Origin of the sequence: Pseudomonas sp. 382 (assembly GCF_002759075.1) — a bacterium.
GTDB classification, from domain to species: domain Bacteria; phylum Pseudomonadota; class Gammaproteobacteria; order Pseudomonadales; family Pseudomonadaceae; genus Aquipseudomonas; species Aquipseudomonas vlassakiae.
In genome coordinates this window covers 77,721-100,290 of record NZ_PEMX01000005.1, presented here as the reverse complement: position 1 = coordinate 100,290, position 22,570 = coordinate 77,721, and the positions used below count along the sequence as shown (strand labels likewise).

The 22,570-nt window shown below is 61.6% G+C and carries 23 protein-coding genes, 1 tRNA gene and 1 pseudogene; 6 read left to right on the top strand and 19 right to left on the bottom strand.

Translation table 11 applies throughout. The features are described from left to right. Positions 1–10 precede the first annotated feature (10 nt). Positions 11–1,060, bottom strand: coding sequence for a tRNA preQ1(34) S-adenosylmethionine ribosyltransferase-isomerase QueA (queA, locus tag CQW31_RS08370; RefSeq protein WP_099814285.1), 1,050 nt, complete (start codon positions 1,058–1,060; stop codon positions 11–13). A gap of 108 nt (positions 1,061–1,168) precedes the next feature. Between queA and CQW31_RS08365 the strand changes: the two genes are divergently transcribed. Next, positions 1,169–1,253 (top strand) — tRNA-Leu (locus tag CQW31_RS08365). Between the two features lie 92 nt (positions 1,254–1,345). Here the strand turns inward: CQW31_RS08365 and CQW31_RS08360 are convergent. Beyond that, a complete protein-coding gene (locus CQW31_RS08360) occupies positions 1,346–2,677 on the bottom strand; it encodes a Fic family protein (protein ID WP_054887553.1) in 1,332 nt (443 codons plus the stop codon). A gap of 349 nt (positions 2,678–3,026) precedes the next feature. Here CQW31_RS08360 and CQW31_RS08355 point away from each other — a divergent pair, with 349 nt between their 5' ends. Together CQW31_RS08355 and CQW31_RS08350 are read left to right on the top strand one after the other, a co-directional pair. After that, complete coding sequence (locus tag CQW31_RS08355; protein ID WP_054887593.1) at positions 3,027–3,674, top strand: trypsin-like peptidase domain-containing protein; 648 nt, start codon at positions 3,027–3,029, stop codon at positions 3,672–3,674. A 79-nt stretch (positions 3,675–3,753) separates the two neighbouring features. Next, positions 3,754–4,233 (top strand): GNAT family N-acetyltransferase, encoded by a 480-nt coding sequence (locus tag CQW31_RS08350; RefSeq protein WP_099814284.1) that lies wholly within the window; start codon positions 3,754–3,756, stop codon positions 4,231–4,233. 3 nt (positions 4,234–4,236) lie between these two features. Here the strand turns inward: CQW31_RS08350 and CQW31_RS08345 are convergent. Further along, positions 4,237–4,470 (bottom strand): annotated as a pseudogene (locus CQW31_RS08345) (addiction module antidote protein); the annotation flags it as partial. 91 nt (positions 4,471–4,561) lie between these two features. Between CQW31_RS08345 and CQW31_RS08340 the strand changes: the two are divergent. Next, positions 4,562–5,452 carry a bestrophin family protein gene (locus CQW31_RS08340; RefSeq protein ID WP_099814283.1) on the top strand — a complete coding sequence of 297 codons (891 nt, stop codon included), beginning with the start codon at positions 4,562–4,564 and terminating at the stop codon, positions 5,450–5,452. A gap of 27 nt (positions 5,453–5,479) precedes the next feature. On the opposite strand, the gene phnE is transcribed toward CQW31_RS08340, so the two are convergent. The 4 genes from phnE to CQW31_RS08320 are packed head-to-tail and all read right to left on the bottom strand — an operon-like array spanning position 5,480 to position 8,713. Beyond that, positions 5,480–6,247, bottom strand: coding sequence for a phosphonate ABC transporter, permease protein PhnE (gene phnE, locus CQW31_RS08335; protein ID WP_099814282.1), 768 nt, complete (start codon positions 6,245–6,247; stop codon positions 5,480–5,482). Beyond that, complete coding sequence (locus CQW31_RS08330; RefSeq protein ID WP_099814281.1) at positions 6,244–7,071, bottom strand: ABC transporter permease; 828 nt, start codon at positions 7,069–7,071, stop codon at positions 6,244–6,246. The genes phnE and CQW31_RS08330 overlap by 4 nt, the downstream gene beginning before the upstream one ends. Further along, positions 7,065–7,862, bottom strand: coding sequence for a phosphonate ABC transporter ATP-binding protein (locus CQW31_RS08325; protein WP_099814280.1), 798 nt, complete (start codon positions 7,860–7,862; stop codon positions 7,065–7,067). Before CQW31_RS08325 ends, CQW31_RS08330 begins: the two co-directional genes overlap by 7 nt. Beyond that, positions 7,859–8,713, bottom strand: coding sequence for a putative selenate ABC transporter substrate-binding protein (locus CQW31_RS08320; RefSeq protein ID WP_054887546.1), 855 nt, complete (start codon positions 8,711–8,713; stop codon positions 7,859–7,861). The genes CQW31_RS08325 and CQW31_RS08320 overlap by 4 nt, the downstream gene beginning before the upstream one ends. 124 nt (positions 8,714–8,837) lie before the next feature. Between CQW31_RS08320 and selD the strand changes: the two genes are divergently transcribed. Continuing rightward, the gene (gene selD / locus CQW31_RS08315; RefSeq protein ID WP_099814279.1) at positions 8,838–9,872 is read left to right on the top strand and encodes a selenide, water dikinase SelD; all 1,035 of its coding nucleotides are present in this window, start codon (positions 8,838–8,840) and stop codon (positions 9,870–9,872) included. Next, positions 9,872–10,984: a tRNA 2-selenouridine(34) synthase MnmH gene (gene mnmH, locus CQW31_RS08310; protein WP_099814278.1), complete on the top strand. Its 1,113-nt coding sequence runs from the start codon at positions 9,872–9,874 to the stop codon at positions 10,982–10,984. Before selD ends, mnmH begins: the two co-directional genes overlap by 1 nt. Positions 10,985–11,036: 52 nt before the next feature. On the opposite strand, the gene CQW31_RS08305 is transcribed toward mnmH, so the two are convergent. The 12 genes from CQW31_RS08305 to hmpA all read right to left on the bottom strand — a co-directional run bounded on the left by CQW31_RS08305 (position 11,037) and on the right by hmpA (position 22,461). Next, positions 11,037–11,417 carry a lysozyme inhibitor LprI family protein gene (locus CQW31_RS08305; RefSeq protein ID WP_054887543.1) on the bottom strand — a complete coding sequence of 127 codons (381 nt, stop codon included), beginning with the start codon at positions 11,415–11,417 and terminating at the stop codon, positions 11,037–11,039. A gap of 11 nt (positions 11,418–11,428) precedes the next feature. Next, on the bottom strand, positions 11,429–11,968 hold the full coding sequence (locus tag CQW31_RS08300) for a hypothetical protein (RefSeq protein ID WP_054887592.1): 540 nt from the start codon (positions 11,966–11,968) through the stop codon (positions 11,429–11,431). 14 nt (positions 11,969–11,982) lie between these two features. Next, on the bottom strand, positions 11,983–12,546 hold the full coding sequence (locus tag CQW31_RS08295) for a GNAT family N-acetyltransferase (protein ID WP_099814277.1): 564 nt from the start codon (positions 12,544–12,546) through the stop codon (positions 11,983–11,985). A gap of 345 nt (positions 12,547–12,891) precedes the next feature. Then, a complete protein-coding gene (locus tag CQW31_RS08290; RefSeq protein ID WP_054887541.1) occupies positions 12,892–13,275 on the bottom strand; it encodes a YkgJ family cysteine cluster protein in 384 nt (127 codons plus the stop codon). 151 nt (positions 13,276–13,426) lie between these two features. Further along, positions 13,427–14,635, bottom strand: coding sequence for an alanine transaminase (alaC, locus tag CQW31_RS08285; RefSeq protein WP_054887540.1), 1,209 nt, complete (start codon positions 14,633–14,635; stop codon positions 13,427–13,429). 335 nt (positions 14,636–14,970) lie between these two features. Continuing rightward, positions 14,971–15,858 carry a heme o synthase gene (gene cyoE, locus CQW31_RS08280; RefSeq protein ID WP_099814276.1) on the bottom strand — a complete coding sequence of 296 codons (888 nt, stop codon included), beginning with the start codon at positions 15,856–15,858 and terminating at the stop codon, positions 14,971–14,973. A gap of 11 nt (positions 15,859–15,869) precedes the next feature. Further along, entirely contained in the window at positions 15,870–16,202 is a 333-nt protein-coding gene (gene cyoD / locus CQW31_RS08275; RefSeq protein WP_054887538.1) for a cytochrome o ubiquinol oxidase subunit IV, read from the bottom strand. After that, complete coding sequence (cyoC, locus tag CQW31_RS08270; protein ID WP_027920308.1) at positions 16,202–16,825, bottom strand: cytochrome o ubiquinol oxidase subunit III; 624 nt, start codon at positions 16,823–16,825, stop codon at positions 16,202–16,204. Before cyoC ends, cyoD begins: the two co-directional genes overlap by 1 nt. A 3-nt stretch (positions 16,826–16,828) precedes the next feature. Continuing rightward, the gene (cyoB, locus tag CQW31_RS08265; RefSeq protein ID WP_054887537.1) at positions 16,829–18,847 is read right to left on the bottom strand and encodes a cytochrome o ubiquinol oxidase subunit I; all 2,019 of its coding nucleotides are present in this window, start codon (positions 18,845–18,847) and stop codon (positions 16,829–16,831) included. 3 nt (positions 18,848–18,850) lie between these two features. Then, positions 18,851–19,795 (bottom strand): ubiquinol oxidase subunit II, encoded by a 945-nt coding sequence (cyoA, locus tag CQW31_RS08260; protein ID WP_054887536.1) that lies wholly within the window; start codon positions 19,793–19,795, stop codon positions 18,851–18,853. Positions 19,796–20,353: 558 nt separating this feature from the next. Then, positions 20,354–20,860: a disulfide bond formation protein B gene (locus tag CQW31_RS08250; RefSeq protein ID WP_054887535.1), complete on the bottom strand. Its 507-nt coding sequence runs from the start codon at positions 20,858–20,860 to the stop codon at positions 20,354–20,356. 422 nt (positions 20,861–21,282) lie between these two features. Continuing rightward, positions 21,283–22,461 carry an NO-inducible flavohemoprotein gene (gene hmpA / locus CQW31_RS08245; protein WP_054887534.1) on the bottom strand — a complete coding sequence of 393 codons (1,179 nt, stop codon included), beginning with the start codon at positions 22,459–22,461 and terminating at the stop codon, positions 21,283–21,285. Positions 22,462–22,570: the final 109 nt, after the last annotated feature.

Below are 22,570 nucleotides of genomic sequence, written 5' to 3'. Positions count from 1 at the left end.
CAGGTGCGACTCATGCTTGATCCTCTGGGCCGCGTGGCGCCGGATTGCGGGTGATGAACATGGCATCACCGTAACTGAAGAAGCGGTAACCCTGGTCAACCGCCGCCGCGTAGGCAGCCATGGTTTCGGGGTAACCGGCGAAGGCCGAGACCAGCATCAGCAGCGTGGACTCCGGCAGGTGGAAGTTGGTGACCAGGCAATCGACCACATGGAACGGCCGGCCCGGGTAGATGAAGATGTCGGTATCACCGCTGAAGGCCTTGAGCACGCCATCGCGCGCTGCGCTCTCCAGCGAGCGCACGCTGGTGGTACCGACTGCGATCACCCGGCCGCCACGGGCGCGGCAGGCCTCGATGGCGTCGACCACGTCCTGGCTCACTTCGAGCCACTCTTTGTGCATGTGGTGGTCTTCGATCTTGTCGACCCGCACTGGCTGGAAAGTACCAGCACCCACGTGCAAGGTGACGAAGGCACGCTCGACGCCCTTGGCGGCGATCTGCTCCAGCAGCGCCTCGTCGAAGTGCAGGCCGGCAGTCGGCGCGGCCACCGCACCGGCGCGTTCGGCGTACACGGTCTGGTAGCGCTCACGGTCGGCGCCTTCGTCGGGGCGGTCGATATAGGGCGGCAACGGCATGTGCCCGACGCGATCGAGCAGCGGCAGCACCTCTTCGGTGAAGCGCAGTTCGAACAGGGTGTCGTGGCGGGCGACCATCTCGGCCTCGCCACCGCCATCGATGAGGATCACTGCGCCTTCCTTCGGCGCCTTGCTGGCACGTACATGGGCCAGCACGCGGTGGCTGTCGAGTACACGCTCGACCAAGACTTCCAGCTTGCCGCCGGAGGCTTTCTGGCCAAACAACCGCGCCGGAATCACCCGGGTGTTGTTGAACACCATCAGGTCGCCCGGCCGCAGGTAGTCGAGCAGATCGGGGAATTGCTTGTGCGCCAACGCCCCGCTCGGGCCATCGAGGACCAGCAGACGGCTGCCATGGCGCTCGGCCAGAGGGTGGCGGGCGATCAGGGAATCGGGGAGTTCGAAGGAAAAATCGGCGACGCGCATGATGATGTTCGGGTTCGACAGGGCCGGGAAGTTTAGCCCAATGTGTGAAAATTGACCATGAAAGCCGATTGACCGACCACGAGCACCTCTCTATACTGCGCGCCACACGCCCTGATGGCGGAATTGGTAGACGCGGCGGATTCAAAATCCGTTTTCGAAAGGAGTGGGAGTTCGAGTCTCCCTCGGGGCACCAAGATCCGGAAAAAACCGACCTTTTGGTCGGTTTTTTTGTGCCCGGCGTTTCCCCCTGACAGGGCCAGGAGGCAGCGCCCGTCTAGCTCAGCTTCAGTAGTGACGACCAGCATCAATCCATGCCTTCACCTGCTTCATGCCCAACCTGTAACGGGCGCAGTTGTGCAAGGCCAGAATATCCAGTTCGCCGCGTAGCAGTGGTGCAAACTGCCCTTTCTCTTCTTCTGACAGATCCAGCCCAGCCACCACCTGATCCGCAGTCAAGCCCTCGCGCACCACGGCATTGATCGCTTCGTTCAGCAGCTCTCGATAGCGCAGCCGAACAGGGTCCGGCACACCCATGGCTTCGAGTATCACGCCATACTTGCTGATCGAACGGCGATAGACCCAGACAAACAGATCCGCCGCCATGGACATGTCCCGCTGCTCGTAAACCCCCATCATTGCCAGCGCATAATCCTCTGGGTTCACATCCAGGAATGACAAGGGCGAGCAGTTGTAGAGCATCAACGGGATGTTCGCTGCCAACCGGCTTGTGCGTTTGTTTCCATCCTCGAACGGCTGCAGGTAGGCCAGGTTTATCCACAGGAAGAACGCGGCTTCGATCGGATTCTTGATTTGCCTCGCCTTGTCCAATATCTGTTCGAACATTTCCCCCAGCAGGGAGGGCACCTGGGTCGGGAAATAGGTGGTACCACTGATGTTCACTACGGTCTGGCGAACACTGCCCAAGGCAGCACCATCTGCCAGCAGATCCTGCATCAGCAGGGCATGCAGGTTGCTGATAACCGCCGGATTGAGCCCGTATTCAGGCACCGCATCAACCATGAACTCGATGGCAGCCTTGTGGTTGAGCAGCATGACCGCATCCAGATCGCCGCCTGTCACACCACTTTCGAAGAGCCTTTCGGTGTCGAGCAATGTATAGCGGTTGCCTTCCAGGCGCGACGAAGACCAGGAAAGATCTATCAGCAAAGGCTCAAGCACCTTGCGCGCATAAGTGCCCGCCGGCTGCTGCCCTCTCATTCTTCCCTCACGCTCTAGTGCAGCTGCCAGATTCTTGGGCAGCCACGTCGTCTGATTCGGTTGGTAGCTGTCCACCAGATCACGCTGATAGGTGACTACTTCGCGTACTGCCAATGGCCGAAGCAACGATGCACGAAGTACGCGACTTTCCGACGACCAGGGCAATTCGGCGGTGATACTCGGTGCTTGCTCACTGTCGCTGGCAAGAGGAGCAGCAAACTTCAGTCGATATCGCGTGGTACGCCCATCTTTTTCGCGCTCAACCTTGCCTCCCTGCAGCAATACCTCCAGGTGGCGTTTGACAGTTGACCAGCTCGCATCCAGGCGCTCGGCCAGCTCGCGAGAACTGAGTACTTGATTGCCCTGCAAAGCGGCCAGGATCTGGTTTGGCAACGTCATGACATCTCCGGATGTAGCTCAATACAGCTCAATATAGCTCAATATAGCCCAATGCAGCTCAATTCAGCTCAATGCAGCTCAATGCAGCTCAATGCAGCTCAATTAAGCTCAACTCAGCTCATTAAACCTGATAAACCCCGCTTTTTGACGTCACCCCCACAACCACGTGCCCTGCAAGTATCCAACGAATCTATTGGTCGCCAAGACATTGATGGCCATAAGCTGTCATTCGTCGGTTATATGCCAAAAGCATTGATACCGTGATGGCGCTTCGCCATAGTTGCGCGCCCCCTTACCCATTAACACTGCGTGACCCATGAACAAAACCGCGCCCTGTCTGGCAGCAATGATGCTGCTGAGTGGGTGCAATGGAATGCCAACCGCTTACGTTTCAGACCCTGTCTACGACCAGGCTTTTGTCGTCACTTCCGGTGCCCCCCTCCCGATGCTGCTGATGGCCAGCGCCATCCAGTGGAACGAAGACTATGCCGTCACCGCCAAGCACACCCCATTCCTGCGCAACGTGGTGCATGAAGGGCTGGGCGATGTGGTGTTCTTCAAGCACAAGGCCGCCAAGGTGCCGCAGTGGCGCCAGTTCGTGCCCGGCGAGTCGGTGACTGCGGTCGGCTTCAACAGCTTCATGATGCCGGTGCAAGGCAAAGGCCGTACCCTCAACTCGCTGGTACGCCTCGAAGGCACGCCGGGAAGCGTTTTTTACGCAGTGCATGATGGCCCGATCACCAAAGGCATGTCCGGCGGCCCGGTGTTCGCCGATGACGGCAAAGTGGTCGGGATGAACGTTGCCTTTATCGCCAAGGATGGGATCGACGCCCGCAACCGCCCGGACCTGGCCGACAAGGCGAGGGTCAGTGTGTTCATGTCGTACAGCGAAATCGACAAGGAATGGCGGCGCTTCCAGTATCTGGCGCACAAGGGCAAGCCACACAGCGCACCTGCTGCGGTCAAGGGTTATGTAGCGGTTGCTAGCAAGCCCTGATCCACGGTTGCGAACCAACATGATACGGTTGCGGTCGGCCTGATGATGTGGCCGGTACATTCTCGCAAAAGGACCTGCCATGCATCTTGCCCACCGCCCCGTTCAGCCAGCTGACATCCCCGCCATCTGCTGCTTCCCACAAGGCCCGGATGAACTGTTCTACATGTTTCCCAAAGCCACCTACCCGCTCACCCCTGCGCAACTGAGCGACGCCATCGCCCAACGCAGCGGTTCGACCGTGGTCGAAGGCGATGGCCTGGTGCTCGGCTTCGCCAACTTCTACAAGGCCGAGCACGGTGGTATCTGCGCCCTCGGCAACGTGGTGGTCGCCCCCGCCGCTCGGGGCCAGGGTGTGGCGCGTTACCTGGTGCAACGCATGGTCGAGCTGGCCCGCGAGCAGTTCGCGGCGCGGGAGGTCTGGGTGTCGTGCTTCAACCACAACACTGCGGGTTTGCTACTTTATCCACAGCTTGGCTTTGTACCGTTTGGCATTGAGGAGCGGCAGGCTCAGGATGGCAGGCGGGTGGCCTTGGTGCAGATGAAGTTACAGATATTTTGATTATCAGCGTGAGGCAACATGGGGCCGGGCGAAAAGGTCTACTCCAAGGGCACGTATGACCTTCAACACGGTATCAAAGCGAGGCTTTGCTCCTGGGTTGAGCGCTTTGTAGAGGCTCTCTCGCCCCAGCCCGCTTTGTGCCGCAATTTGAGACATGCCCTTAGCACGGGCTATGTGACCAAGCGCACGAATGATCTCAGCGGAATCGCCATCTGACAGCACTTGACTCCGCACTTCGAGCGACAAAATCTCTTGCAACATCCACCGTCGAACCTTCACCCCTCCTCGTCGTCCCATCCTGCATCCCCGGCTTTTCGAGGCACCCCGCGTGAAAGACGTCATCGCCCGCAAGTACCGCCTGATCGTCAAGACCTTCGGCTACATCGGCTGGTCGCTGTTCTGGCTGCTGCTCTGGGACGTGCTGGTCACCATCGACTTCATGCTGTTCTTCAACAGCAAGTTCACCCTGCCGCTGATCCCACTGACCTTGCTGGGTTCGGCGCTGGTGGTGCTGGTGAGCTTTCGCAACAGCAGCGCCTACAACCGCTGGTGGGAAGCGCGGACCTTGTGGGGGGCATTGGTGAACAGTTCGCGCAGCTTCGCCCGGCAGACGCTGACGCTGATCGATGACAGCGAAGAGGGGCCGAACCCGGTCAAGTCGACCTTGCTGCGCCGGCACATCGCCTATGTGAACTGCCTGGCGGCGCACCTGAAGGGTGAGGCCTGCCCGGACGAGCTGATGGCGTTCATCCCGCCGGGGGAGTTCGAGCGGCGTAACCGTTCGAACAACTTCGCCAACGATATTCTCAGCGGCTCGGCGGCGTTGCTGGCACGGGAATACCAGGCCGGGCGGCTGGACAGCATTCGCCTGGCACGGCTGGAGTCGACGCTGGTGGACCTGTCCAACGCCCAGGGTGGCATGGAGCGGATCGCCAATACGCCACTGCCCTACCCCTACGTGTACTTCCCAAGGCTGTTCATCACCCTGTTCTGCCTGATCGTGCCAGTGGGGCTGGTGGAGTCGCTGGGCTGGTTCACACCGCTGGCATCGACAGTGGTCGGGTTCATGCTGCTGGCGATCGAGCGGATCGGGACGGATCTGCAGAGCCCGTTTCGCTTCAGCGAGCATCAGATTCAGATGGACACCATCTGCGAGACCATCGAGCGGAATCTGGAATCGATGCAGCGGGAAGCGCAGTGTGGGGAGTTGGTGCAGTAGGGGCTGCTTTGCAGCCCCGGCTATCGGTCAGGCCCGCACATACCGCTGGCGCAGCAGATCACTGAAGGCATCAACCAACAGCACCAGTACCAGCATCGCCAGGATCACCGTGCTGGCCTGGGCCTCCTGGAACAGGCTCAGGGTGGTATAGAGCATCTGCCCCAGCCCCCCGGCCCCGACAAACCCCAGCACACTGGCCATGCGAATGTTGTTCTCCCAGCGGTACAGGCTGTAAGCGAGCAACTGCGGCCACAGGTTCGGCAAGGTCCCGAAACAGAACGCGGCCACCTGTCCCCCACCCTGCAGGCGAATCGCTGCGGCAGGTTCTGCCGGCGCATTCTCCAGCGCCTCGGCGAACAGGCGCCCCAACACCCCGGACGTGTGCAGCGCCAGGGCCAAGGTTCCAGCATTGGGCCCCAGACCCGCCGCCAGTACCGTCAACGCAGCCCACACCAACTCCGGAATGGCTCGCAAGGCATTGAGCAGCAAGCGCGCCAGCGATTGCAGCGGCCAGCCAAAGCGCCCCGCTGCCGGCAAGGCCAACAGCATGCCAAGGGCCATCGCCAACAACGTACCCAGCCCAGACATGGCCAGGGTCTCCATGGCACCCCGCCCTACCGCCTGTAGATGTTCGCCGGACAAGTCCGGATGCAGGAAGCGGGCTGCATACTCGCCCATCTGCCCCAACCCGCCATCACCCACCAAGGCATGCAGGTCCAGTTGCAGATAACCGAACGACGCCACCACCGCCGCGACGATGGCAACGATCACCAACAGGTTGATCACCCGGTTCATGCCAGCCTCCCGCGCAGGAAGCGGCTGAGCAGGTCAGCCAGCAGCACCAGGCCGAGAAACGCCAGCAGCATGCTCGCCACCTCGCCTCCGGCGAACATGCGCATCGACAGATCGATCTGCTGCCCCAGCCCGCCAGCACCAACAAAGCCCATCACCACCGAGGCACGCACGGCACACTCCCAGCGGTACACGGTATAGGACACCACCTCCGCCGACGCACTGGGCAGGATGCCGTAGAAAAACGCCGTCAACCGGCCACTGCCAGCCTGCAGCAAGGCATGTGCCGGGCGCTGGTCGACCGATTCGAAAATTTCCGCATAGACCTTGCCGAGCATGCCGCTGTAGGTAATCGCGATGGCCAGCACCCCGGCCGTCGGCCCCAGGCCCACGGCCCGCACGAACAGCAACGCCCAGACGATCTCCGGCACGCTACGCAGGAAAATCAGCAAACCGCGCACAGGCAAGCGCAACAGGCGCGACCACGGCCCTGCCCGGCCTCCCCTTGAGGCCGCGCGCAGTGACAGCGCACGGCTGGCCAGCAGGCTGGTCGGGACCGCCAGCAGCAATGCCAAGGCCATGCCGGCTGTCGCCACGGACAAGGTTTGCAAAGTGGAGTCGTACAGCAATTTGAGAAAATCGGCACTGTGGGCCGGCGGCCAGAAAGCGCTGGTGAAACTGGCGATCTGCTGCCGGTTCTCCGCCTGCAGCAAAACGCCAGGGTTCAGTTCGCTCAATTGCAGCCCAGGCCACAGCACGGCCAACGCCAGCAAGGTCAGCAACAGACGCGGCAACGCAGCCGGGTCGCGAGCGTCGGCCTTCAGCATCGTGGAATCTGCACGGTCAGGGTCGGCCCCATGGCTTGCGCTGGCGAGCCCAGTTGCTCGTTGGCGTACAGCGCATCCAGCAATTGCCCGGTCACCGCTTCGACCGGGCAGTCGAACGCCACCTGCCCTTCACGAATACCGATCACCCGCGGAAAGTGTGCCAGCGCCAGGTCTACCGCATGCAGGCTGGCCACCAGGGTCAGGCCATTGGCCACGGCATGGCGATTGAGCAGCGCCAGGCTGTGATCGGCCAGCACCGGGTCCATGGCCGACACCGGCTCGTCGGTCAGCAGCACTTCCGGGCGCTGATACAACGCCCGGGCGATGCCGACCCGTTGCAACTGCCCGCCGGACAATTGCCCGCACTGGACGAACAGCTTGTCGGCCAGGCCCAGCTCGGCCAAGGCCTGGCGCGCCCCCGGCACATCGGTCGGATACACCAGGTTGAGCAGGCCACGCAGCAGGCCCCACTGCCCCAGGCGCCCCGCCAGTACGGCTGTCACCACACGCTGGCGGGGCGGCAGTGGCGGTGCCTGGTGCACCAGGCCAATCCGTGCACGCAGACGCTGCCGCGCCCTGGCAGACAGCGCCCAGGGCTGCTCACCGAACACTTCCAGCTGCCCGCTGCTGGGCTGCACGGCGGTAGCCATCAGGTGCAGCAGGCTGGACTTGCCGGCCCCCGAAGGGCCGATGATTGCCACCCGCTCACCCTTGGCGATGCTCAGGCTGACGGCATCGAGCGCGCGGACCTGGCCATGGCGCAGGCCGGCGCCGTGTACATGAATGGTCACTTGAGCAGGCCGGCCTCACGTGCGGCTTGCTCGGTGCCTGCGTAGTTCTCAGGCTTGGTCTCGATGAAGCGGCTGGCCGCCTGCAGGTCGAGGATCGCCTTGTGCTCCGGGTTGGCCGGGTCGAGGTCGAGGAACGCCTGCTTGATCTTTTCTTTCAGCGCCGGGTCCATGTTGCCGCGCACGGTCCAGTTGTAGTCGTAGTAGGCCGGCGTGGTGGCAAACACCTTGACCTTGCTGGTATCGACCTTGCCGGCATCGACCAGTTTCTGCCAGACGCTGGCGTTGAGCACGCCGCCGTCGACCTTGCCAGCCTGCACCCAGGCCACGGTCGCGTCGTGGGCACCGGAATAGGCCACACGGCTGAAGTAGCTCTCAGGCTTGATGTTGTCTTCCTTGAGCATGAAGTAGCGCGGCATCAGGCTGCCCGAGGTGGACGAGATCGAACCGAAGGCGAACGACTTGCCCTTGAGGTCGGCCAGGCTTTTCACGGCCGGGTTGGCGGTAATGAACTTGGAGGTGAACTGGGCGTCCTGCTCACGCTGCACCAGCGGCGTGGCGGTCGGGTCCTTCAGGTGCACCTGGACGAAGGTGAACCCACCCAGCCAGGCCATGTCCAGACGGTTGCTGGCCAGCGACTCGACCACCGCCGGGTAGTCCGCCACCGGTACGAACTTCACATCCATGCCCAGCTGCTTGGACAGGTACTTGCCCAGTGGCTCGAACTTGCGCAGCAGTTCGGTTGGCGCTTCGTCGGGAATGGCACTGACCCGCAGGGTATCGGCGGCCTGGGCGACTACGGCACAGCAGGACAGCACGAGGCCGGCGGCGAGCGCCAGGGGGCGTTTGAGCATGGGGAGTTCTCCGGTTCAATAGCGGGGAAAGAGCCGGCAACGCGCCGACGTGGGGAATTATAAGAGGCACAGGCGCAAAGGCCAGCTTTGCTACAATCGCGCAACAAATTCCCCTGAGGTGCATATGAGCGAGCCGATTCGCCTGACCCAGTACAGCCACGGTGCCGGCTGTGGCTGCAAGATCTCCCCCAAGGTGCTGGATGTGATCCTCGCCGAAAGCGGCGCCCAGGCCCTGGACCCGAAGCTGTGGGTTGGCAATGCCTCGCGTGATGACGCCGCCGTGTATGCCCTGGACGATGAGCGCGGAGTGGTCTCGACCACCGACTTCTTCATGCCGATCGTCGACGACCCATACGACTTCGGCCGCATCGCCGCGACCAACGCGATCAGCGATATCTACGCCATGGGCGGTGACCCGCTGATGGCCATCGCCATCCTCGGCTGGCCGGTCAATGTACTGCCGCCGGAGGTCGCCCGCGAAGTGATCCGCGGCGGCCGCGCCGTGTGCGCCGAAGCCGGCATCCCGCTGGCCGGCGGCCACTCCATCGACGCGCCGGAGCCGATCTTCGGCCTGGCGGTCACCGGCGTGGTCAGCAAGCGCCACCTCAAGCGCAACGACACCGCCATCGCCGGCTGCCGCCTGTATCTGACCAAGCCACTGGGCATCGGCATCCTCACCACCGCCGAGAAGAAGGCCAAGCTGCGCGAGCAGGACCAGGGCCTGGCGCGCGACTGGATGTGCACGCTGAACACCCCGGGCAGCCGCTTTGGCAAGCTCGATGGGGTCAAGGCGATGACCGACGTCACCGGCTTCGGCCTGCTCGGCCACCTGGTGGAGCTGGCGGAAGGCAGCGGCCTGACGGCGGAGCTGGACTACGCCGCCGTGCCACGCCTGCCAAGCGTCGACCATTACCTGGCCGAGGGCTGCATTCCTGGCGGCACACTGCGCAACTACGACAGCTACGGGCACAAGCTCGGCGCGCTGACCGACGTGCAGAAGCACCTGCTGTGCGACCCGCAGACCAGCGGCGGCCTGCTGGTTGCCGTTACCCCTGAAGGCGAAGCCGAGTTCCTGGCAGTGGCAGGCGAACTGGGGTTGAACCTGTCGCCAATCGGCCTGCTGGTCGAGCGACAGAGCCACGCGGTCGAGGTGAAATGATGCGCCCCGACTGCACCGACTTCCGCCAGCTGTTTCTCGACGACGCGCCGATGATGGACATGCGCGCGCCGATCGAATTCGTCAAAGGTGCCTTCCCCGGCACCGTCAACCTGCCGCTGATGACGGACCAGGAGCGGCAGAAGGTCGGCACCTGCTACAAGCAGCAGGGCCAGGCCGCCGCCATCACCCTCGGCCACCAGCTCGTCAGCGGCGCGACCAAGCGCGAGCGCCTGCATGCCTGGGCCAGCTTTGCCAAGGCCCACCCTGATGGTTACCTGTACTGCGCCCGCGGTGGCCTGCGCTCGCTGATCGTGCAGCAATGGCTGCGCGACGAGGCCGGCATCGACTATCCGCGCATCAAGGGCGGCTACAAGGCCATGCGCACCTTCCTGCTGGAAACCACCCAGCAGGCCGTCGAGCAATGCGATTTCGTGCTGGTAGGCGGCCTCACCGGCACCGGCAAGACCGATGTGCTGCAGCAGCTGAACAACGTGCTCGACCTTGAAGGCCATGCAAACCACCGCGGTTCCAGCTTCGGCAAGCGCGCCACCGCCCAGCCGGCGCAGATCGACTTCGAGAACAAGCTGGCCATCGACGTGCTGAAGAAGCGCGCCCGTGGCATCGAACAGTTCGTGCTCGAAGACGAGGGCCGCATCGTCGGCAGTTGTTCGGTGCCGCTGGAGCTGTACCAGGGCATGCAGCAATACCCGATGGTGTGGCTGGAGGACAGTTTCGAGAATCGCGTGGAGCGCATCCTGCGCGATTACGTGATCAACCTGTGCGCCGAGTTCGTAGCCGTGCATGGCGAGGAAGACGGCCGCCTGAAATTTGCCGGGCGGATGATGCAAAGCATGAGCAACATCCATAAGCGGCTTGGCGGGGAACGCTTCCAGCGATTGTCAGCCATCTTGAGCGAGGCGCTGGACGAGCAGCTGCGCAGTGGCGCGGTGGACCTGCATCGGGGCTGGATCGAAGGGCTGCTCAAGGAATATTACGACCCGATGTACGCCTACCAGCGTGAAGCCAAGGCCGAACGGATCGAGTTTGCCGGGGATGGGGTGGAAGTGCGCGAATACCTCAAGGCCCGTGCCCAGCGTCAACACCGGCAGTGAACCTGACCCTGCGGGAGCGGGCTTGCCCGCGATTGGGCCAGCCCGGGCAACCTCACTGCCCGGGGCTGAGCACCCGCTCCAGCTCCGCCGCCCGCTCGCGGGTCATGTCCAGCACGCACATGCCGCCTTCCAGCTGCGCCATGGTTCCGCCACTGGCTTGCACATGGAACTTGCAGTTGGCGTCTCGATAGGCGATCCACTGGCGCTGCACATCGCGCAGGCTCTTCTGCTGCCCGGCGTCGAGCTTGGTCGCGAGTTGCTTGTAGACCCGGTTCAGGCGCTGGTCCTGCAGTTGGGTTTCCGCCTGAATGCAACTGCTCATGGCCACCGTGCTGGAAGCCTTGTCCATGCATTGGCTGTAGGCCGGCGAGTTGTCGTCGGCCTGCGCCAGCGGCGCCAAACAGGTCATGAGCAGCAGATATCGCGTGTTCATCGCAAATCCCCTCAAAGCGTTTGTACCGGCTCAGGCGGCATCAGCACCTTGCCCGGCTCGAATTGCAGCGCTGGCATCTGGGTGGCCGCATAAGCGGTCACGGCCAGCGCTGCGATCAGGGCGACATCCAGCCAGTTCCACCCGGGCACATCGTCACTGCTGCGCGCCGTGCAGCACTGCCATAGCTGGCCCAGACAAAACACGGTGATCGCTGCCAGCCACAGGTAGAAGCCCGCGCCGAAACCGGTGCGCTGGGTGAATTCATAGCTGATGTTGTCTGGCAGGCGCTCGATGCCAAAGCTGCTGGCCGCCAGGTACAACGCACCCAGCCCAAGCAGCAGCGCCAGCCGACGAAAGCGTCGATGGCAAAGGATGGCCACCGCCAGCAGCGGGTTGGCGAACCACTGGAACATGCCGAAGGGGATGCCCCAGGGGCCATACAGGAACATCTGCAGCGCCGGCATGTGCCGGCCGGCGCTCATATGGGCGCCGTCGAAGGCCAGGCTGAGCAGGTACAGGGCCAGGCTCAGGGCCAGGTAGCAGGCTGGCAACCGGGCGCCCAGGGTCATGCGACTGGTGGTTCCAGCAGCAGGCCGTAGATACCTGAGTCGGTCAGCTCGCCGGCCACGCACCAGCGCGCCCGCAACGTGCCCTCGAGCACGAAGCCCTGGCGTTCGAGGGTGCGGGCCGAGCCCTGGTTACGTGGGTCGATCTCGCCTTCGAGGCGGCGCATGTGCAGGGTATGGGCGATGTAGTCGATGAAGCAGGTCAGCGCTTCGTCCATGTAGCCCCTGCCCTGCACCGCGCTGGCCAGGCAATAGCCGATCTCGCCCCGGCGCGAGACTTCGTCGATGTTGAACAGCTGGACCATGCCAATCAGTTCGCCATTGTCCCGGCGGTACATGCCCAGCTTGAGTTGCTCGCCATTGGTATAGGCTTCGCGGTCGGCGGCCAGCGAGCTTTCGGCTTCGGCCAGGTCCTGCCAGGGGGCATGGTGCCAGTAACGCATGACCTCGGGGTCGGCCATGATCTTCAGCCATTGCTCAGCGTCGGCATGGCGCATCGGCCGCAGCTGCAGGCGCGGGCTGTCGAGGCAGAGGTCAGTCGGGAAACTGCGGGGTGGGGTCACGCCGGATCTCCTGTCCATTGCTGGGGAGATGACAGTTTAACGTTATGTGGGGGGCTGCGGGTGTATGTCTTGGAATGTGTGGTGGGGCGGCGCTCGACCTCAAGAGCGCTGCAACTCTATCGGCGAACCCCCTTCAATCAGACGGCATCCGACAGAGGCCTGAGGATGAATCGCTCCCCCGCCCTGTTGAAGTATTTGGTTTCGGATTCAGAATTTTCTTACAGCTGATAGCACTTTCGCGGGCATGCCCGCTCCCACAGGGAACTGCTCAGTCTTCGATGCCTGCGCCGTATCTATGGGAGCGGGCGTGCCCGCAAAAGGGCCGGCACAGGCTGCCAAAAAGGCTCAGGCCACCTCCGCCCCATCATCCGGCCAATGCGGTTCGTTGGCCCCAGGCGGAGTCAGCGGCGGCAGCCCATAGGCCGCCCGCGCATCGTCACAGCTGGGGTTATGCACCCCACCCTCCCACGACGCTTCGAATTCGCGGCACGGGCTGGAACGGTTGGCGTAGATGGTGCACGCCACCTGTTGGCCAATCTCACCCTGCAGGCTCACGCAGCGGCAAGGCTTGGCGTCGGTGCCGATCATCGCAACACGGGTGGGGTTGATCTGTACCACCAGATCATCCGGCACAACACCGCCGGCAGACTGGCATTCGCCCCAGAAGAAGGACACACGGAAGTACCCGCAGCAGGCGCCGCAGTCAAGGCAAGGGTTATATTCGGACATGATGGCACGGAAGGAAGGTTGTTGTTATCGGGGCTGGGCCCGCGCGCCATTTGTAATCGAAGCCAGGTCGGCTGAGAAGAGGGGCACTGCAAAAATAGTTTGCCGTTGATCCGGCAGGCCCGAGCCCGCCGAAGCGGGCCCGGGTGGCGCGTTACTTCTGGGTCAATCCGTCAGCTCGGAACATCTGGCGGATGCCGCGGATCGCCTGGCGAATGCGGTCCTGGTTCTCGATCAGGGCGAAGCGCACATGGTCGTCACCATAGTCACCAAAACCGATGCCCGGCGACACACAGACCTTGGCTTCAGCCAGCAGCTTCTTGGCGAACTCCAGCGAACCCAGGTGCGCATACTGCTCTGGAATCTTCGCCCACACGTACATCGACGCCTTGGGATTCTCGACCATCCAGCCCAGTTCGTGCAGGCCCTTGACCAGCAGGTTGCGGCGCTGGCGGTATTGCTCGGCGATATCGCGCACACACTGTTGGTCACCTTCCAGGGCGGCGATGGCCGCCACCTGCAGCGGGGTGAAGGTGCCGTAGTCGTGGTAGCTCTTGATTCGCGCCAGGGCGCTGACCAGCTCGGGATTACCGACCATGAAACCGATCCGCCAGCCGGCCATGTTGTAGCTCTTGGACAGCGTGAAGAACTCCACCGCGATGTCCTTGGCGCCCGGCACTTGCATGATCGACGGCGCTTTCCAGCCGTCATAGACGATGTCGGCGTAGGCCAGGTCGTGCACCACCAGCACGTCGTACTGCTTGGCCAGGGCCACCACGCGTTCGAAGAAGTCCAGTTCCACGCACTGGGCAGTGGGGTTGGACGGGAAGCCGAGGATCATCATCTTCGGCTTGGGGATCGACTCGCGAATCGCCCGCTCCAGTTCGTTGAAGAAATCCACTCCCGGCACCAGTGGCACCGAACGCACCTGGGCACCGGCGATCACGGCGCCGTAGATGTGGATCGGGTAGCTCGGGTTAGGCACCAGCACCGTGTCACCATGATCAAGGGTGCCGAGCATCAGGTGCGCCAGGCCCTCTTTCGAGCCGATGGTGACGATGGCTTCGCTTTCCGGATCGATATCGACCTCGTAGCGCTCCTTGTACCAGTTGGAGATAGCCCGGCGCAGGCGTGGAATGCCGCGGGAGGTGGAATAACCATGGGTGTCATCACGCTGGGCGACCTGTACCAGCTTCTCGACGATGTGCGGCGGGGTCGCACCGTCGGGGTTGCCCATGCTCAGGTCGATGATGTCCTCGCCACGGCGGCGGGCGGCCATCTTGAGTTCGGCAGTGATGTTGAAGACGTAAGGGGGGAGACGATCGATGCGCGCGAAACGGCGCGGCGAACCTGGATTGGCCATGGTTTCCTCGGGAGACGTAAGCGCCCGGAACCGTCCGAGCGACGCTGGCCGCTGCGGCGGCCTGGATCAGAAGATAGTGCCGAAACAGGATCGCTGTAAAGGATAAATTCCTCTTTTTTTTGAGATTTTCAGATTTATTGTTTGAAAATTAGAGATTTATGTTTTCAGACCAGACCTCTTCGCGGGCACGCCAGCTCACACAGATACCGCGCTATCCCACGGCATGTGCATAACCCTGTGGGAGCGGGCGTGCCCGCGAAGAAGCCAACACAAAAATCACAGGCATAAAAAAACCCGGCACAGTGGCCGGGTTTTCGGTGAAGCACTCGCCTCGATCAGCGCGCGTAGGTCATCAGCACGTCCGCAGCGGTCTGGCTGTCCAGACCCATCATCACGCTCAATGCAGTAACGGTGAGGATGGAGAAACCGAACACCTTGCGGGCCCACTTGCTGTCGTCCTCGGCCTTGTAGCCACCCCAGGCCATGTACAGCCAGTACAGGCCCATGGCTGCCGCCACGGCCAGGTAGCCGAGGCCGGCGTAACCGCCGAGGGTGAGCATCAAGGTGGCAAGCAGGAAAGCCAGCACGTACAGCACGATCTGCTTCTTCGCCGCGAGGATGCCACGTGCCACCGGCAGGACCGGGATGTTGGCAGCGCTGTAATCCTTGAAGCGGAAGATCGCGATGGCAAAGCTGTGTGGCATCTGCCACAGGCTGAACATCACCAGCAAGGTCACTGCAGCCAGGTCGAAGCTGTTGCTCACGGCGCAGTAGCCGATCACCGGAGGCATGGCACCGGACAGGCTGCCGACCAAGGTGCCGTGCACCGATTTGCGCTTCAGCCAGAGGCTGTAGAAACCAACGTAGACGACGAAGCCGATCAGCGCGCAGAACGCCGACAGCGGGTTGGCCTGCACATACAGCAGGCTGAAGCCCGCCACCCCGAGCAGGGTGGCGTAGACCAGCGCGAGGGTCAGCGACATGCCGCCCTGCACCATGACGCGGTTCTTGGTACGTTCCATCTTATGGTCGATGTCACGATCGATGCAGTTGTTGAACACGCATCCGGACGCAACCACCAGCGAAGTACCGATCACCACCGCCAGGAACAGGGCGAAGTCCACATGGCCCTTCGAGGCAAGGAAGAAACCGCCTGCCACGGAAAGCACGTTACCGAAAATGATCCCCGGTTTGGTGATTTGGATAAAGTGCTTAACGGACATGCAGTCTTACCTCACTTGGCCATCATTTCGAAGTGGATGCTGAACATGATCCACAGCGACAGGCCGACCAGCAGAGCGATTACCAGGGTGGTGAACAGGAACGTCGACACGTTGGAACGTTGCTCTTTCGAGCGGTCCATGTGCAGGAAGTACACCAGGTGTACCACTACCTGAATCACAGCCATGGCCACGATGATCAGAACGGTCAGGTTCTTCGGCAGGCTTGGCGACATGGCCAGGCCAAACGGGATCGCGGTCAGGATGATCGACAGGATGAAGCCGATCATGTACGACTTGACGCTGCCGTGGTTACCTTCGTGATGAGTGTCGTGTGCGTTAGCCATTACAGAACTCCCAGCAGGTAGACGACGGTGAATACGCAGATCCAGACCACGTCCAGGAAGTGCCAGAACAGGCTCAGGCAGCTCATGCGGGTCTTGGCGGTCGGCGTGATGCCGTGCTTGTTGATCTGGTACATCATGATTGCCATCCAGATCAGGCCGGCGGTCACGTGCAGACCGTGGGTGCCTACCAGGGCGAAGAAGCCCGACAGGAAACCACTGCGGGTCGGGCCGAAGCCCTCGCCGATCAGGTGATGGAACTCATAGATTTCCATCGCGATGAAGCCTGCACCGAACAGGAAGGTCACAGCCAACCAGCCCAGTACGCCAGCTTTCTTGCCGTCGAACATCTTCAGCATGGCGAAGCCGAAGGTGATCGAGGACAGCAGCAGGAACAGCGTTTCTACAGCTACGAAGTCGAGCTGGAAGATGTCGTGACCCGACGGGCCGCCGGCAAAACTGCCGGACAGCACCGCGTAGGTGGCGAAGAGCGACGCAAACAGGATGCAGTCGGTCATCAGGTACAGCCAGAAACCGAGGACGGTCATCTGGCCCGAGTCGTGGTGGTGGTCATCGTGAGCATGGTCATGACCATGCGCGCCACCGTGGATTACTTGACTGGACATTGATTACACCCGTTCAAACGATTCGACACGTGCGCCGGCAGGCAGAGCACCTGCTTTGGCCAGCGCTTTGAGACGCTCGCCTTCGATGCGCGCCACTTCTTCGGCCGGAACCATGTAGCCCTGGTCATCACGCGCAGCGTGGCGAACGAAGACCGCGATGGTTGCCAGCAGGCTCGCGCCAACCAGCCACCAGATGTGCCAGATGAAAGCGAAGCCGAAGACAGTCAGGAACAGACCCATGAACAGACCGGTAGCGGTGTTGTTCGGCATGTGGATCGCTTCGTACTTGCCTGGCACCTTGTAGGCGACACCGGCTTCCTTGGCTTCGTTCCAGCAGTCCAGGCCAACTTTCTCTGGCATGTGGGCGAAGTTGTAGAACGGAGGTGGCGACGAAGTCGACCATTCCAGGGTACGGCCGCCCCATGGGTCGCCGGTCACGTCCAGGTTCTGCTCGCGATCGCGGATCGAAACGACGATCTGGATCAGCTGGCAGGCGATACCGAACAGGATCAGCACGGCGCCGACAACGGCTACGTACAGGTAGGGTTCCCACAGTGGGTTGTCGGAGTGGTTCAGACGACGGGTCATGCCCATGAAGCCCAGGGCGTACAGCGGCATGAACGCAACGTAGAAACCGGAGATCCAGAACCAGAATGCAGCCTTGCCCCACTTCTCGTTCAGCTTGAAGCCGAACGCTTTTGGCCACCAGTAGGCGAAGCCGGCGATGTAGCCGAATACCGCACCACCAATGATCACGTTGTGGAAGTGAGCGATAACGAACAGGCTGTTGTGCAGCACGAAGTCAGCACCTGGAACAGCCAGCAGAACGCCAGTCATACCACCGATCGAGAAGGTGATCATGAAGCCCAGGGTCCACAGCATCGGTGCGGTGAAGCGCACACGGCCCTGGTACATGGTGAACAGCCAGTTGAACAGCTTCACACCGGTCGGAATGGAGATCAGCATCGTCGCCAGGCCGAAGAAGGTGTTGACGCTGGCGCCGGCACCCATGGTGAAGAAGTGGTGCAGCCATACAGCGAAGCCCAGCACGGCGATGGCGCCCGATGCGTAGATCATCGAGTGGTGGCCGAACAGACGCTTGCCGGAGAAGGTCGAAGTCACTTCCGAGAACACGCCGAAGGCCGGCAGGATCAGGATGTAAACCTCAGGGTGACCCCACGCCCAGAACAGGTTGACGTACATCATCGGGTTCCCACCAAGCTCGTTGGTGAAGATGTGGAAGTCCAGATAACGGTCAACGGTCAGCAGAGCGAGTGCAGCGGTCAGGATCGGGAACGAAGCCACGATCAGCACGTTGGCCCAGGTGCAGGTCCAGGTGAAGATCGGCATGTCCATCAGCTTCATGCCAGGTGCGCGCATCTTCATCACGGTGACGAGGAAGTTCACGCCGGTCAGTGTCGTACCCAGGCCTGAGAGCTGTAGCGCCCAGATGTAGTAGTCGACACCCACCCCAGGGCTGTACTGAATGCCCGCGAGCGGCGGATAGGCAACCCAGCCGGTCTTGGCGAATTCACCAACGCCCAGCGAGATGTTGACCAGCAGCACGCCTGCCAGCAGCAGGTAGAAGCTCAGGGAGTTCAGGAACGGGAAGGCAACGTCACGTGCACCGATCTGCAGAGGAACCGCCAGGTTCATCAGGCCGGTGAAGAACGGCATCGCCATGAAGATGATCATGATCACACCGTGAGCGGTGAAGATCTGGTCATAGTGTTCAGGCGGCAGGTAGCCTTCGGAGCCACCGGTAGCGGCAGCCAGCTGGGTACGCATCATGATGGCGTCGGCAAAGCCGCGCAGCAGCATGACCATCGCGACGACGATGTACATCACCCCGATTTTCTTGTGGTCGACGGTGGTCAACCACTCGGTCCACAAGTAGGTCCACTTGCGGAAATAGGTGATAGCACCAACGACAGCAATACCCCCGAGCGCGATCATGGCAAGCGTCACCATGACTATCGGCTCGTGGAAGGGTATCGCCTCCAGGGTTAATTTACCGAACATCTCTTACTCCTCTGCACCGGCAGCTGGTTGCATACTCGATTCCACACCCTTGGTTGTGGCCAGATCTTTGCTGCCTGCTTCTTCGTGGCTCGGACGACCGCGGTTCATGCCTTCGTACTTGTCGACGATGATCTGGAACTGGTCAGGCGAGGCCTCGCTGTACAGCGCGACTGGGTTGTTTTCGCTTGGTTTGGCCAAGGCGTCGTATTCGGCCTTGTCCAGCTTCTTCGGCGACTGCTTGACCTCGGCGACCCACTTGTCGAAGTCCTCCTGGGAGGTGGCAGTGGCCTTGAATTTCATGCCGGTGAAGCCAGCGCCGCTGTAGTTGGCACTGATACCGTCGAACTCGCCATTTTCGTTGGCGATCAGGTGCAGCTTGGTGGTCATGCCGGCCATGGCGTAGATCTGGCCGCCCAGGCCCGGGATGAAGAACGAGTTCATCACGGCGTCGGAAGTGACGCGGAAGTTGACCGGGGTGTTAGCCGGGAAGACGATCTTGTTGACCGTGGCGATGCCCTGTTCCGGGTAGATGAACAGCCATTTCCAGTCCAGCGCGACCACATCGATCTGAATCGGCTTCACGTCCGAATCAAGCGGACGGTAAGGGTCCAGCTTGTGGGTCGACTTGTAGGTGACGTAACCCAGGGCGATGATGATGATGATCGGGATGATCCACACCGCAGCTTCGATCTTGGTCGAGTGCGACCAGTCGGGGGTGTAGGTGGCAGCCTTGTTCGAAGCACGGTACTTCCAGGCGAATGCCACGGTCATGATGATGACCGGAATCACCACCAGCAGCATCAGGCCGGTTGCGATCAGGATCAGGTTCTTTTGCTCAATGCCGACCTGACCTTTCGGGTCGAGCAGGGTCCAGTTGCACCCACTGAGTAAAAGCATGCCTAAAAAGGGCAATATGCCAAACAGTCTGGGGTAACGCTTTTTACTCATCTCACGACCTCTAGATCAGCTTGCTTCAATGCAATTTGTGTTTTGGTAGCCAACACTTCGTCCTGCCAAGTGCGGCATTTCGCGCCCGTACTCGCTCCTGCCCGGGTCCGACTGCAGGACCTTGGCGCAAAGCGTGTTAGCGGTGCTTATGGTTTCGTAGGCAACAGGCCTGTACTTCAGACCAAGTCCATTTGGTGCGGGAAAACGCGGAGGGGGGTCCGCCCGGTATCGCCGTTGGGCGAAACTTGACGAAGTCAGCAAAAAGGAGCGCTGGGGCTTCCTTCAATCCTGCGACTCGCAAGCAGTGCCGAACGGAAATTGGGGGCGATTGTAGATAGGTCGCCAACCCTTGACTATGACTTATTGAGCAACAGTCTTTTACAGAATCTGCAACAATCCGCCCCGAAAAATCAACTTCGCGACAGTTTGTCGCACCCCGCTTGATAGCCCTCAAACCCGCGTTTCACAAGGCTTAGAGATTGATCTGGATCAAGCGGGAGAGAACATTTCGCTGTTCTCATCCGGTGCAAAAGACCACACCGAAATCGTGACTTATGTCTAAGACTGGCGCCGGTTGCGGTAGATGCCGAACGGAACCAGGATGGCCGTCAGCACGAATGCCACCAATGCCCACTGCGCCAGCGACAAACCGAGGATCGGCGGGTACGGCGTGCTGCAGAAGCCGTCGACCTGGAATGCCAGCGGCCAGAGCTTGGCCAGGGGCAGGTCGTCGACGATCGGCTGCAGGGTATCGATGCCGCAACTGACCATGGGGTTGGCGAGTATATACACATGGTTGCCAGCCGCAACGATTCCGCCAACGGCACTGAGCACCACCAGGCCCTCGAACAGGGTCAGGCTGCGGCGCCCGGGCATGGCGGCGGCAATGAACGCGAAGATGGCAATAAACAGCAAGGCATAGCGTTGCAGGATGCACAGCGGGCAAGGGGCCTCGCCCAGCACCACCTGCATGTACAGCGCACCGCCGATCAGGGCGAGGCAGATCACCCCCAGCAGTACCAGAAAGCGCCGTTCGCGATTCAGGCGCGATGTTTGTTCGTTCATTGCCGATTCCTTCGATGGATAGGGGGCAGCGTGGTCCGCCCGCCTGGCGCAATTCTACACGCAGGCAGGGCCTTTGGCGTGTCGAGGAGGCGGCAAGACAGCACTGCGCAGGGCTATCCGGAGATGCTCAGACCGGTTGCAGCAAGGTCGGTTCAACGTTGGCCGGTAAAAAAAGCGGCTGCCCGGGTGCCTTGCAGGGGGAAGCCCCTCGACACCCGGGAGTGAAGGATACAGTGATTAAAGGAGGATTAAAGATGAAAGGTGCCCGAGGCACCGTTCATCTTTCCTTATATATAGGCAGGAAGTATTGATCGGCCCTTTCGCGGGCACGCCCGCTCACAAAGTGACTGCGCAGATGCTGAAAGCTGCGAGTAACCTGTGGGAGCGGGCGTGCCCGCGAAGAGGCCGGTACAGTCAGTACATCACTCCAGGGCCGACGCAGGCCCGAAGAACTCGTAGCGGCTTTGCTGCTCCGGTACCCCCAGGCTCTTGAGCTGGCGCCTGACCGCCGCCATGAAGCCCTTGGGCCCGAGGAAATACGCATCCACATCACGCCCGTGCGGCAGCCACTCGGCCAGCAGCTCCTCGCTCAGCAAGCCCACGGCATCGGCGGCAGCGCCGCCTTCCGGTTCGGCATAGCAGTAGAAGCGTTTGAGCTGCGGATGACGCTCGGCCAGGCCGTCGACCCAGTCGCGGAAGGCATGCACGGCACCGTTGCGCACGCAGTGGATGAAATGCACCTCACGCGGTGTCTTCAGCGCCGCCTCAAGCATCGCCAACGTCGGAGTGATGCCCACCCCACCGCTGATCAGCACCAGCGGCCTGGCGCTGGCCGCCAGGGTGAAATCCCCTGCTGGCGGGAACAGCTGCAAGGTGTCGCCCACCGCCAGTACATCATGCAGATGGTTGGAGACCTTGCCGCCTTCCTCGCGCTTGACGCTGATGCGGTATTGCTGGCCGTCGCACAGGGCAGACAACGAATAATTGCGCCGCTGCTCGACACCGTCGATGAACAGTTGCAGGCCAATGTACTGGCCGGGTTCGGCCTTCAGTACCGGCTTGCCATCTACCGGGGCGAAGTAGAACGAGGTGATTTCGCTGCTTTCCTGCTCACGACGGACCAGGCGGAATTCGCGGCTGCCGCGCCAGCCGCCGGCAGCCTCTTCCTTCTGTTTGTAGAGGGTTTCCTCGGCACCCATCAGGATGTCGGCCAGCTGGCCGTAGGCAGCAGCCCAGGCCGCGATGACTTCAGGCGTGGCGATGTCCTTGCCCAGCACTTCTTCGATGGCGCGCAGCAGGCAGCTGCCGACGATCGGGTAGTGCTCCGGCAAAATCTGCAGGGCAACGTGTTTGTTGATGATCTGGCCAACCAGGCCACCGAGCTGCTCCAACTGGTCGATGTGACGGGCATACATCAGCACGCCATTGGCCAGAGCGCGTGGCTGGTCGCCGCTGGCCTGGTGGGCCTGGTTGAACAGCGGGCGCACCTCTGGGTACTCGCTGAGCATCATTTTGTAAAAATGGGTGGTCAGCGCTTCACCACCGGTTTCCAGCAGAGGGACAGTGGCTTTGATGATTGCACGTTGTTCGGCATTGAGCATTTAGACGACTCCTGAGCCTGAGGCTTCACATGGTTGCCTTTGCTGTTACAGCAATCGTGCCAACCTTTTCCGCCAATGAAATCAGGGCACTGGCAGCAATCATGTCAAA

Bases quoted from the DNA above. Each gene is read 5' to 3' on its own strand.
- cyoE (WP_099814276.1), bottom strand. From the start codon at position 15,858: ATGTCCGTTAAGCACTTTATCCAAATCACCAAACCGGGGATCATTTTC.
- cyoB (WP_054887537.1), bottom strand. From the start codon at position 18,847: ATGTTCGGTAAATTAACCCTGGAGGCGATACCCTTCCACGAGCCGATA.
- CQW31_RS08290 (WP_054887541.1), bottom strand. From the start codon at position 13,275: ATGTCCGAATATAACCCTTGCCTTGACTGCGGCGCCTGCTGCGGGTAC.
- CQW31_RS08355 (WP_054887593.1), top strand. From the start codon at position 3,027: ATGCTGCTGAGTGGGTGCAATGGAATGCCAACCGCTTACGTTTCAGAC.
- cyoC (WP_027920308.1), bottom strand. From the start codon at position 16,825: ATGTCCAGTCAAGTAATCCACGGTGGCGCGCATGGTCATGACCATGCT.
- CQW31_RS08320 (WP_054887546.1), bottom strand. From the start codon at position 8,713: ATGCTCAAACGCCCCCTGGCGCTCGCCGCCGGCCTCGTGCTGTCCTGC.
- mnmH (WP_099814278.1), top strand. From the start codon at position 9,872: ATGCGCCCCGACTGCACCGACTTCCGCCAGCTGTTTCTCGACGACGCG.
- queA (WP_099814285.1), bottom strand. From the start codon at position 1,060: ATGCGCGTCGCCGATTTTTCCTTCGAACTCCCCGATTCCCTGATCGCC.
- phnE (WP_099814282.1), bottom strand. From the start codon at position 6,247: ATGAACCGGGTGATCAACCTGTTGGTGATCGTTGCCATCGTCGCGGCG.
- CQW31_RS08305 (WP_054887543.1), bottom strand. From the start codon at position 11,417: ATGAACACGCGATATCTGCTGCTCATGACCTGTTTGGCGCCGCTGGCG.
- cyoD (WP_054887538.1), bottom strand. From the start codon at position 16,202: ATGGCTAACGCACACGACACTCATCACGAAGGTAACCACGGCAGCGTC.
- CQW31_RS08350 (WP_099814284.1), top strand. From the start codon at position 3,754: ATGCATCTTGCCCACCGCCCCGTTCAGCCAGCTGACATCCCCGCCATC.
- CQW31_RS08250 (WP_054887535.1), bottom strand. From the start codon at position 20,860: ATGAACGAACAAACATCGCGCCTGAATCGCGAACGGCGCTTTCTGGTA.
- alaC (WP_054887540.1), bottom strand. From the start codon at position 14,635: ATGGCCAATCCAGGTTCGCCGCGCCGTTTCGCGCGCATCGATCGTCTC.
- selD (WP_099814279.1), top strand. From the start codon at position 8,838: ATGAGCGAGCCGATTCGCCTGACCCAGTACAGCCACGGTGCCGGCTGT.
- CQW31_RS08330 (WP_099814281.1), bottom strand. From the start codon at position 7,071: ATGCTGAAGGCCGACGCTCGCGACCCGGCTGCGTTGCCGCGTCTGTTG.
- CQW31_RS08360 (WP_054887553.1), bottom strand. From the start codon at position 2,677: ATGACGTTGCCAAACCAGATCCTGGCCGCTTTGCAGGGCAATCAAGTA.
- cyoA (WP_054887536.1), bottom strand. From the start codon at position 19,795: ATGAGTAAAAAGCGTTACCCCAGACTGTTTGGCATATTGCCCTTTTTA.
- hmpA (WP_054887534.1), bottom strand. From the start codon at position 22,461: ATGCTCAATGCCGAACAACGTGCAATCATCAAAGCCACTGTCCCTCTG.